This window comes from Spirosoma validum, assembly GCF_014699035.1.
Classification (GTDB): domain Bacteria; phylum Bacteroidota; class Bacteroidia; order Cytophagales; family Spirosomataceae; genus Spirosoma; species Spirosoma validum.
On the sequence record NZ_JACXAA010000038.1, the window covers coordinates 1 to 11363 of the forward strand.

Below are 11363 nucleotides of genomic sequence, written 5' to 3' on the forward strand. Positions count from 1 at the left end.
TCAGCAACTCCTGAGCAGCGGCTCAAGCATCACGTATTAAAACCGTGCTTGTTTCAGTCAGTCAAGTCAACTGAGCGATTTCGTGAGAACAAGTAACTAGTGACCCGCTCTGGCTCGTGAGCATTAGCACCCTATGGCTAGCTTTTTCGCAAAACTTCCATGGTTTGCAGGCAGATGGCTATCGAGCAGTCCTGGCGAACTGGTATAAAAGCCGTTGAATGTCCTGATCTGTTGAATGGCTTTGTTCGTCATTTTCCTACCAGTAAGCGTTAATGGGCCAGCTCAAAACCAAGATTCGCGTTGGACATGCCTTCGTGCAGTCAACGCGAATCGCCGAACAACCCGATCGAACCTAATCCATGATGGGAATCAAAGGATTAACAGACTGATATTTACTAGTACAACGAATTAGTCGATCTATCTTGTTAACGCCCGATTAATAGACATCCTTTCGTCTCAGTTGGGAGGGTTTGGCGAGATAGTTGACCCCTTGCCACAAACGGGCTCTTACGTACGTTGTCGTAGTGGAAGTAAGTATGTCTAACCAGTTACCAGAACAAAATTTTCGAAGGCAAGCCTCACAAAATGCGGCAGAATCCGCCAGTGGGAGGCCATCCGTCGCTTTCTAGGTAAACACTACGTTGAGGTAGAACCTAGCGGCAAGCTAATCGATAGCCAATGGCTTCTAGCCCGTTGGATTAGCTAACGGCGTCAAACGGGAGAGCCAGATCGACTTGGTAGCAGTCCGGCTCGTTCACTACCTGAAGAACATGACCGGGGTACAGTAAAGCCAGCCGCTTCCGGACGTTGACCAGCCCTAACCCGCCAATGCTGGCTTCAGGCGTAACAGGTTTGCTGTTACTGATGGTTAATCGCAGGCCCACGTTATTGACCACGACCGCTAGCTTGATCCAGGATTTACGCGCACTCCGTTGAACGCCGTGCTTGAAGGCATTCTCCACGAAAGGAATCAGCAGAAAGGGCACAATGTGAACGCTGTCGTTGACGGTTTCGGGAAGAGATACCTGTAGATCAACGCGTTTGCCGGTCCGGGTCTTTTCCAGGGCGATATAATCCCGGATAAACTGAAGTTCCTTTTGCAGCGGGACGGTGGGTTCGGCGGTTTCGTACAGCGTATACTGCATCAGGCCGGACAACTGATGGACCAGTTGGGCCGCTGGGGGGCAATCCTCTTCCGTCAGGGCGTACACGCTATTGAGCACGTTAAACAAAAAATGCGGGTTAATCTGGCTTTTCAGATAGCCCAGTTCAAGCTGCATATTTTGCTGTTTGAACTGAGCGTTGCTGATCTGGGAGGCCATGTTGTCGTATAGCGCTTTAAAGGCCAGCAGCAGCGCCGGGTAAGTAAACGACAGCAGAAAATTCCAGCCGAATAAGGAAGCGTTGGTGAAAAGGCCCAGTGGTCCATGCTGCTCCATGCGGTGCCACATGAGCGATAGATTCGACCAGATCTTGGCGCGGGGTACCGACAGCACGCCATGGTCGGGAAAGCCGACGGTCTGATGAAGCCAGTTGAAACCAGCGTAGTTGGCCAGATAAACGCCCGTATACGTCAGGAAAATAAGGGCCAGCAGGGGAAGCGGCTTGAATCGATACAGAAAACGGGGGGAAAGCCAGTAGCCCCAGCCATAGTAAATACCCAGTTGCAACAGAAACTGCCCGTTCGTGAACCACTGCCCACTGTCACCATAGCGGTAACTTAAGCTTGCCGTTAGTCCATCGGCGCTCACCAATACATATAAGGCAAGGATAACAATGGCGTGCGCCAGTAGCCGACGGGCTGAGCCGGTGAGAAAGGGGAATTGAACCAGAGACAGTTTCATCCGTCAAACTTCGTGTGTTTCTCTGATTGATGACCCATTTTTCGACCAAAGTGCCCATTTTTTCGATGAACAGGAGCGGAGAGACTTGGTCGAAAACAACGGCGGGTTCACCGAATTAACTGGGGCTACCGACGGGGCAGGGCTAGGTTTGCATCATCAATCACGCAACGCAAATCATCCCATGAACGCCCGTCTTGCCTTCTTTTTTCTTTTCTTCTCAATACCAGCGATCGCCCAGCACCAGCTAACGGGCCGGGTTACCGATACCGCCAATCAACCCATGCTGTACGCCAGCGTAGCCTTGCTGCGATCGGCTGACTCGTCAATCGTTAAAGGAGCGATTACCGGCGAGGACGGGCGTTTCAGGATGGACAAACTCGCGTCGGGGACCTACCGCACCCGGATCAGCGCGGTTGGCTACAGCGACCGCTACTCGTCCTTGATCACCTTAACGGCCGAGACGCCAGCCGTTGATCTGGGCGTGTTGACCGTCGACGCCAGTGCCAAAAACTTAACCGAAGTCACCGTAAAAGCGCAGCCATCACTGGTTAGCCAGCAGGCCGACCGGCTCGTTCTTAACGTAGAAGGCAGCGTTATTACGCGGGGCAATAAAGCGGAAGATCTGCTTCGTTACATCCCCCGCGTACGCTACGACGGCGGAACGATCAGCATCGGCAACAAATCCAACGTCCTTTTGCTGGTCGATGGGCGGCAGATGGGGCAGGGCAGTCTGGCCAGCTTTCTGCAAAGCTTCTCGGCGGAAGATATTCTCCGGATCGAAGTCATCACCAATCCATCGGCCCGCTACGACGCCACCGTGGACGGGGTGATCAACATCATCACCAAAAAGAGCCGGGAGCAGGGTATCAATGGCCGCTCGACGCTGACCTACTCGCAGGGCCAATACAGCCGCTCGTCGGCCAACGGATCACTGACGTATCGGCAGGGTAAGTGGACGGTATTCGGTAGTCTGAATGCAACCCTTCCTTCAAGCTCGTATTCGACACAGGACCTGAACCGAACCTTCCCCGGTGCTACCCAGCAAAACCGGTTGCTTACCCTGAATACCTACCGCTCGCTGGCGACCAACCTGAGTCTCGACTACGCCTTCGATCCCCAGCACGTACTGAGCCTGCGTCTGAACGGCAACTGGCGCCGGGACAACAAAAATACGGATACTCGTACCCGATCGATGGTGGCGCCATTGGCTGACTCGACCATTCGTACCGAGAACAGGGGGCTGGATCAGGCTGGCGTGTACGACATGAACCTAAGCTACAAAGCAACGTTCGGTCCGAATAAGAACAAAGAGCTGACCGTCCTCGTGACCGAGTCGGTGGTCGACAAAGACGCGTCTCAATTCATTAGCTATCAGCGAATTGGGTTAGACGAGGCAGCAAACGGCCCGGTGACAAGGCTCCGTATTCTGAACCCGAATCAGCAACGAAACCTGATTGGTCAGCTGGATTATGGTACCCCCGTACTGGGCAGCAACTGGCGATTGGACGTAGGCACGAAGTATGTGTTCATCCAGAATAACAACACGCTTCAGCAGGACAATGTTGTCAACGGTCAGTACCAGTTCGATCCGGCGTTTAGCCAGTCGGGGCTCTACCAGGAGCATACCTATGCCGCTTACTCGAACCTGAGCCGCTCGTTTGGTAAAGGCTGGTCGTGGCAGGGTGGCTTACGGGTAGAACGTACCGAGCAGCACCTGACTCAATCGGCGCTGGCCCGTAGTTATGCCGGACTTTTCCCAAGCATGGGTCTGAACCGAAGCTTGCCGAACAGACGCTCGTGGGGTATTACGGTTAGCCGGAAAGTAAGCCGTCCCAGCCTGGGCAGCCTGGTTCCCTACCGCAACCTGATCGACCCCTACACGATCATCGAAGGAAACCCGCTGATTCGCCCATCGTTTGCCCATACACTGGACGCGTTTTATTCGCTTGGCAGCCTGACCCTGTTCGCCAACTATTCGTACATCCGCGATCAGATGACCACCGTGTTGCGGGCTGATCCGGCTACGTTCGTGTACACCCAGGTGATGGACAACCTGCGGAACGGCAACGACTTTTACGTGGGAGCAACCTACGCCAAAAACGTAACGAAAAGCTGGCAGACGAATACCACGCTGATGGGCATGGGCAATTACACCAGTAGCCCCGTCAACGAACTGAGCCGCTACCAATCAACCGGCCTGTGGGTGATGGCTACGTCCTCGAACATTATCTCTCTGCCCCGCGACTGGAAATACGAACTGACGGCACACTACATGTCACCCGCCCGGTCGGGGCTGTTCACCCAAAAAGGATTCGGGGGCGTATCGATGAGCGTAACGAAATCCCTGCTGGCCAAACAGGCAAATCTCCGGATCGAGGTAAGCGATGTGTTCCGGACCATGACCAGCCGGCTAGAATCGGCCTACGGTCAGGTGAACTTCACCATGCGGAGCTACAATGACAGCCAGCGCGTTAAAGTATCGTTCAGCTATAATTTTGGCAAAAAGACCGTCAAAACGGCCCGGCAAGGGACGTTAGGTAACGACGATGAAAAGAGCCGGATGCGCTAGTCGCTGGTTGTTAGCCAATCTGTTCCCGCCGGATTCGCTCTTTAACGGCATCGCGGTAGCTGGGTCCAATCACCAGATTGTCACCGGTCGACAACAGCACCGAGTTACCCTCGAGGACTTTTACATGGCGGAGCTGGATGATGAACGACCGGTTGATCCGCAGAAAGCGGTCCGGGGGCAGGGTTTCGGCCAGTTTGGTCATCGTTAGATGCGTCACCACGAACCGATCCGGCAAAAAGACCTTGATATAGTCGCCCAAGGCTTCGGCATAGACCAGCTCATTGAGGTGAATCTGTTCGAGTTTCTTGTCGGTTTTTAGGTAGATGAAGTCGGCTGTCGGCGAGTCAATGGTTACCGGCCCAGTGTTAGAACGTGTTCTGGCTTCATCCGGCAACGGATTATTGGCTGCGGGGGCCGGAGCCGTTTGGGGCATCCGCTCCTTGACCCGACCGATGGCTTTGAGAAAGCGGTCGAAGGCAATAGGCTTGAGCAGGTAATCAACGACGCCCAGGTCAAAGCCTTCCAGGGCATGATGGGGATTAGCCGTTGTCATCACCACGAGGGGGTGGGGCGAGGGATAGGCCTGTAAAAACTCCAGCCCCGTCATCTCGGGCATGTTGATATCCAGGAAAATAACCTCGGGCTGCATGGCGGGCAGTTGCTCGAACGCCGTAATGGCATCATCGAACGTAGCCATAAGATCAAGCGAGGGGACACGCCGGACGTATTTCTCGAGAAGTTGTTGAGCTAATGGCTCATCTTCGATAATCGCGCAACGTAGCGAGCCAATCATAAAAAATAGTAACGGAGTAGGATTTCAGCTCAAAATTACGGGAAAAAGTGGTGGTAGTACTAAACGGGCACGAATAGCTTGTCGTGACAAACGACAAGCTTGAGCAATTCGATAAGCTGGTCTAATTGTCTTGGCGAATGATAAAGATCCGATGGACCAATAGAAGGAATCCATGATATCAAAACCGCTAACTCTCATTCGCAATGCACAGGTAACAGGTTGGCTGGATCACGAAACATTCGACAAGATTTTCAGTAGATTGGGTCAAAGGGGAAGCGGCTGATCGTTGACCCGACATAACCTACTAAATAGAATGCACATGTGTAGTTCCTACTGTATCTTCGTTTCGGTAGGGCAGTTTCCCGCTGGCTTTGTATGATTCATGATTTTTATTTAGGGGCGGTGAGCACAATTCTTCTGCTAAACGCTGTGCAGTGGAGCTTTTCGCGTGGCTGGATACAGGGATTTTTCACCTTTCAGCCCTTTGTTTGGCTGATCCTTGCCCTGGTCCAAGGCATGCCGTTAAGCGAGCCTGAATTTCTAACCATTCATACCGGCGGGGATGGGCTGATCCTACTCAGTTACCTGGAGCTGGTCCATCGCCTGTTTGTCTAGGCTCAGAAGCAAGCCCGCTTTGAGCGATGGTTTCGTTCGGTTCAACTGGGCATAATGGCCTATACATTCCTTGAGGTAGGTCTTTTGCTGCTAGCACCAGCCCGCTGGTTGCCAACTGTGATTTATCCCTACGTTTCGCTGGTTTACTGGAGTACATTAGCCGGTTGTTGTGCAGTAGGTATCCGTATTGCGGCCCGGCATAGAAACGCTATCGGCTGGTTCTTTGCGACGGGCAGTTTTTTACTGATGCTCAACGAAGCCCAAAGCGTGTATTACTTCGTCACGCGACTGTTCCTGGATGGGCCTCCTAGGCCATCCCCGTCAACTATGGCGCTCATTCAACAACTCATCATTGGCGGATTCATTGTCAAACTGCTTTGTTTCTCGTTATGCTTAGTTTTCTGGCAGCGCCGAATGGCCGTAGCCTGGGCACTCGCTCAGGCCCGGATCGAGGATCAGTTGGTACAGGAGCGCTTGCAAGCCGATCTAGTGCTGCAGCGGCTGGAACAGGAAAACTCCCATATGCAGCTTCGCGCCTTGCAGGCCCAGGTAAATCCGCATTTTCTGTTCAATAGTCTCAATTCGCTCTCCTCCTTGATTGACGAGGAACCGGACCGGGCCAGCCAGTTTGTGGATCGCTTAAGTGTGGTCTACCGCTATCTACTGAAAGCCAACGATCAGCCGCTGACGACCCTGGGGAAGGAGTTGGATTTTATTCGCTCGTACTATCAGTTGCTAAAAACCCGCTACGGCGATGGCCTGACGCTGACCGTACGAGTTGAGGAGGGAGCTGAGTCAAAATTACTGCCTCCCCTTACCCTGCAGCTCTTGGTGGAGAACGCAGTCAAGCACAATAGTACCCTGACTCAGCAACCCTTGTGGATATACCCCCTAGTGAATCGCCACCAGGGGCATTGCTGGTCGGGGGTTTGCCGGGCTTGTTAGCCGGTCACGACGAACGTAAATTCGAGAGTCATCAACCAAACCCACGTACTGGTAGTGACGTTCAATGAACAGTTTTAATAACCGACAGCTCTCATACCCTTGAGTGGCTCGGTCCCTCATCCATAAGTTATGACTCCCTACCGCATCGACAAAGACACGGGGCTGGGAGCGGAGCAGGTCCGATACGTATCGACGTTGATAAAGCCCTCTTAGGGGATGATTAAAACAGCTCCGTATGGTATGGTTTTCGGCAACCCCCTGCGCCAGTTGCGTCTGAACATAATAGTCACAACGCCATCCCCATACCGCCAGTTTATCCCCCGCCCGGGTGTATTGCCGGATCACCTTGGCGACGGCCGACTGGGGCAGTTGCCAACCTCCCTGTTGATCCGATGGATAGGCATTCAGCGGTTGCCCTTGTCGGTAGCGGCTGGCCAGCGGAAAACTGAATGCCAGCAGAAAGACCGCCATCAGGCTGGCCGTTAGCCAAGCCTGATGGCGTATCGTTGATCCTAGTAGCAGCTGGTGACAGCCGTAGGCGAGCCACAAAAGCAAGGGCCCTACCAGAAAAAATAAGTAATGCCCATAGTTCGACCCCGTGCGAGTGATGGCATATAAACCAGCAAAAAACAAGGCTAGCAGGAACCCACCAACCCGCCAGTTCCAGTTAAGTTTTTCCCGACCGGTGAGGCCATGGACCAGTAAAGTAACGAGCCAGATCAACCCCGTTAGTTTGACTAGCCCATCGAAACCGGCGTCTTTTCTGAAAAGGCCAGGTAGATTCTGTAGGTTCGCAAAAAAATCATTGTTTGCGCTATAATTCAGATTGGCTTGAAGATAGAACGTGATAAAGTCGCCATAAACATTGTAGATCATTGTAAAACCAATGAAGGCAATGGGGACGAGACTGCTTCCCAGGATCAGGCAAGCAAGTCCCTTACTTTTATTGGTAAGGGTCCATCCTGAATAAGTCAGGATGTGCATTACCGCGAACAAACCCACTACCCCCGCCAGGGGGGTGCCTTGCAGTTTGCCCAGGGGTACCATTCCCAGTAAGAGACCCAGTAGGGCAATCTGTTTAAGCGAAGGCCTGGCCGAGCTTACCAAACCAGCGTATAAATAGGAAGCCCAGCCCAGCAGCATCACCGCGATGAGTTCACTGCTGTAATGCAGGAAGTCGCCTTGCTGAGTCAGGCCCAGCAGCCACAGGAAGGGCAGCAAGGCAACGCGAGCCGCTTGCGGTCCAAACCACAGCTTAGCCGTGGCGAACAAAGGCAAAAGAGTCAACCCTAGGAGCAGGAAGGCCGTCAGATGGGCCGTGATGTAGTCAAAGGGTAAGCCAAGAAAGGTCGGGACGATCAGGAAATAACTGTCTAAGGGTCCCCCCGTCGTACCGTCCACGGCCCGGAAGTAAATCGGATCGAGACGTAGGGTCATCGCCTGAGTAATGATCTGACTTTCGTCAGCATCAATTTCCTGGTTATAAACAATACTGGGCAAGCGCAAGAGGAATAGTAAGACAAACGCACTGATGAGAAACCAGCGAACGCTAAGGACTGATGGCCAGACCGTCAGTATGAGCAGGAGCCAACACAAGATATAGACTGGCACGGCATAGGTAATTGGAAAGGTATCGAAGTTGAGCATTCGTGAGACTTTAGAGGATTCAATAAACTTAGGTACAGGGGCGCTTTACTTACTTAAGACGACAAGTTGGTATCGTCCTGGCGAGTGATTTAGCCTTAGTTCATAGTAGCTGATCATGGCGAATGTAAGATTAGTTTAACGCACCGGGATAGCTCAAGCGGTAATCAAAACAGTCCCGATTTTAAGGGCATCCTCCTCAGTACTTAAACCAAGTATCCCCGTCCAATTGGGCAAAGTAAGCCCTGAATCGGCAGAACGACTGCGTTATTGTGCGGAAAATTTGGCTCAAGCTGAGTCAATGGGGTATAGAGTACCCCAAACCAAACGAACTGAGTACCCGGACCAGCCTCGGATGCATTCGTTTAGGGAAACTGTATTATAGAAAGAGCAGGGCTCTATAGTCATCGTTGAGCACCAGTAAACCAGATTTTACATTCCCAATGAAGCGCTCCAAAAGGCAATCTTTTCATGAATGTTTTCAGACTTATAGTTAACTGGTTATACTGCTAAAAAAGCTTTGAATGGCTAATCATTTATTGAAGCCTTTTAATAAGACGGTAATCTTTTACTGGCTGTTCAATACAATCCGTCGCATACGCCACTAACCGGGAAACTTAGTCGGCTACCGTGACCTAAAGAACCCAGCCGGGAAAACCAGGTAGTCAACTGGTAAAAACAAAAACCCCTACGCGTCAGGTTGGAGAACCGCTACGTAGGGGACGCGTGGACAAGGTTACCAATCAAGCCCACCGGGGTAAAGGTAAGCCCATTCTAAACAACATCTAGTCTACATGCCAAAAACACCACTCAACCTCCAAGGGGTTCTATGCCGCTTATTCGTCTCGGGTGGGAGCGATTCATAAGACAGCGTTTTTTATTATCTGCCCAATGCAATCAGCCGCCTACGTGTCCTATTCAACTGACCCAACAGTCACCAAAACGGACTCCAACCCTTGACTGCGGTATAGGCTCAACTTTAAGCCGGGGTTTTAAACGAAATATACCCCATACACCTGCTCTAGCTGTTGTGCCCGTTGGGCCATTACTTCGGACGGGGGAGGCCCCGGCCGAACCGGCACCGTGACGGGTTGTTGGGCCAATGGCTGACTCCAGGCAAGGATATACTCAACAAAATTGCCTGGCGTAAACACGTTCAACAGCCGAGCCTGCGGGGTCAGAATGGTGAACTGGTGTGGTACATTTTTAGGGGCCAGCACCGTTTGTCCTGGATGGGCCAGGATAATCTCATCTCCAATCTGGAAGCGTACTTGACCTTCGATCAGGTGAAACAGTTCGTCTTCCCGGGTATGAACGTGACGGGGGCCTTGGCTGCCTTGTCCCGCGGTCAACTCAATCATGGCTAGGTTACCGCCCATGGGGCTGGGGGAAATAAGTAGGTGAAAATAGCCGCCCGGGTAGGCATGTAGGGTGGTCGTTTGCGTCAAAACAGGTGGTTCGGTTGTCATGTATCTGGTTGTTAAGGGGGAACTTGTGGGTACTAAGGAAATTATTGACTATTCTCTTTATTGTTTACCAAAGTAATCCTGGCCACGGTGCCCGGTCCGGTCAAGCCCGTTCGGAATCTTCACGGGAGCACTCATCCACCGCGATGCATAGACGTCCAACGCTTATAAATCCGTTACGTCTATCACCAATCGATACCGATCAGAACCCGTCAGGATGGGTTCAAAAACGCCCATCGTCGATGCCTGGTAGCTTTTATCGTAGTAGTAATTCTTAACGGCCAGTGACTTATTGGTGGCGATATCACGCGCCGTGATTTTATACTGACCCACGGGAATATTATACGAGTATAACCAGTCGGGCCGGGCTATCTGGGTTTGACCATTACTGCCGTCTACCAGCGGCCCAACGGGCTCCAGGGTCACTTCAATGTTGGGAAAGTGGGCATTCCGAGTGTGATTGTCCACTTCGATCGTACCCCCATACCAGCCGCTGTCGCCGACATTCGACCGGGGCCCCGCCACCATCAATTTTAGATTTTTGACGGCCCCTTCCTCGGGCGCAAAAGCGCGATCGTCTTCCACAAAAAGGGCCAGCTTGAAGGGATAGTTCAGGTAGTTGATCGTCACGTGGCCCCGCACGTAGTAGGAACCAATCAAGGGTCCTCCACCCGTACTTAATTTTATTTTGTAATTGCCATTCGCATCGGAATACCCAATGAGATTGTTGACTACTTCACCGGTGTTGTTAATGGTAATTTCAGCCCCGTTGATGGGTCGGTTTTGGGCGTCCACCACCTTCCCCGATACGTATCCTGCTTGAGGTGTATTAGGATCAGGGGAAATAGACTCACCCGTTGGTTTAGAGCAGGCCACCAGATAAATTAAGCAGGTCGCCAGCAGGAATGGTGCCATTGGTTTCATATAAGGAAAGTTTGCTAGTTAATTAGAAAGAGGGGTTCTCTATATGGTCAGGTTGTCCCCCTTAGCCAGCGCTTTTTTATTGGCTACTGGTAGTCAACCCCCTCCTTAGTGGCCTCAAGCAACAGCCTTAAAGAAGGTGCCTGCCACTTGAGGCTACAAAAGTGAAGAGGGCCGTTGAGGGAGCCATGGAGAAGATGTATAAATTGGAGAAATCAGTAACTGGGTTGTCAGTTAGCCGGGATTGATTGTCCAAGGTTAATAGCTTTACCAACCAGAGTAGGTGGGTGATACGAGGGATTAAAGTTAAGTGGACGTAAAGTTGATCTCCGTATTGGAACAGCATTCGAAACATGTCCGATCAATCGAACGTGTTTACCTCATCGGCACAGATCAGTAGATAGGATTTTATATGGACGTCCTACCCTGACTATCCGAGAGTGGGACCGTGTCTGCTGTTTGGTTACTCCTTATCCATGTATAATCTTAACTGAAGTTACGCAACTGGGTTAACTGGACAAATTATCTTTGGTCATGCAAACCAACCTTGATCTCTACACGGACTA

General features: G+C 51.8%; 8 protein-coding genes. 3 read left to right on the forward strand and 5 right to left on the reverse strand.

Annotated elements, in window-relative coordinates:
• Positions 1 to 698: 698 nt before the first annotated feature.
• The gene (locus tag IC230_RS33785) at positions 699 to 1844 is read right to left on the reverse strand and encodes a sensor histidine kinase (protein WP_191043501.1); all 1146 of its coding nucleotides are present in this window, start codon (positions 1842 to 1844) and stop codon (positions 699 to 701) included.
• Between the two features lie 181 nt (positions 1845 to 2025).
• Between IC230_RS33785 and IC230_RS33790 the strand changes: the two genes are divergently transcribed.
• Entirely contained in the window at positions 2026 to 4413 is a 2388-nt protein-coding gene (locus tag IC230_RS33790) for an outer membrane beta-barrel protein (protein ID WP_191043502.1), read from the forward strand.
• Positions 4414 to 4423: 10 nt separating this feature from the next.
• Here the strand turns inward: IC230_RS33790 and IC230_RS33795 are convergent, their stop codons facing one another.
• On the reverse strand, positions 4424 to 5206 hold the full coding sequence (locus IC230_RS33795; protein ID WP_191043503.1) for a LytR/AlgR family response regulator transcription factor: 783 nt from the start codon (positions 5204 to 5206) through the stop codon (positions 4424 to 4426).
• Positions 5207 to 5608: 402 nt separating this feature from the next.
• On the opposite strand from IC230_RS33795, the gene IC230_RS33800 reads away from it, so the two are divergent.
• Positions 5609 to 5821, forward strand: coding sequence for a hypothetical protein (locus tag IC230_RS33800; protein WP_191043504.1), 213 nt, complete (start codon positions 5609 to 5611; stop codon positions 5819 to 5821).
• Positions 5822 to 5875: 54 nt separating this feature from the next.
• The gene (locus tag IC230_RS33805; protein WP_191043505.1) at positions 5876 to 6766 is read left to right on the forward strand and encodes a sensor histidine kinase; all 891 of its coding nucleotides are present in this window, start codon (positions 5876 to 5878) and stop codon (positions 6764 to 6766) included.
• Here IC230_RS33805 and IC230_RS33810 read toward each other — a convergent pair.
• From IC230_RS33810 to IC230_RS33820, 3 genes are all read right to left on the reverse strand, one after another.
• Positions 6713 to 8413: a hypothetical protein gene (locus tag IC230_RS33810; RefSeq protein ID WP_191043506.1), complete on the reverse strand. Its 1701-nt coding sequence runs from the start codon at positions 8411 to 8413 to the stop codon at positions 6713 to 6715. The two genes, IC230_RS33805 and IC230_RS33810, sit on opposite strands and share 54 nt — an antisense overlap.
• Before the next feature lie 989 nt (positions 8414 to 9402).
• Positions 9403 to 9879, reverse strand: coding sequence for a cupin domain-containing protein (locus tag IC230_RS33815; protein WP_223861048.1), 477 nt, complete (start codon positions 9877 to 9879; stop codon positions 9403 to 9405).
• A 162-nt stretch (positions 9880 to 10041) separates the two neighbouring features.
• Positions 10042 to 10791, reverse strand: coding sequence for a carboxypeptidase-like regulatory domain-containing protein (locus IC230_RS33820; RefSeq protein WP_191043507.1), 750 nt, complete (start codon positions 10789 to 10791; stop codon positions 10042 to 10044).
• Between the last annotated feature and the right edge of the window lie 572 nt (positions 10792 to 11363).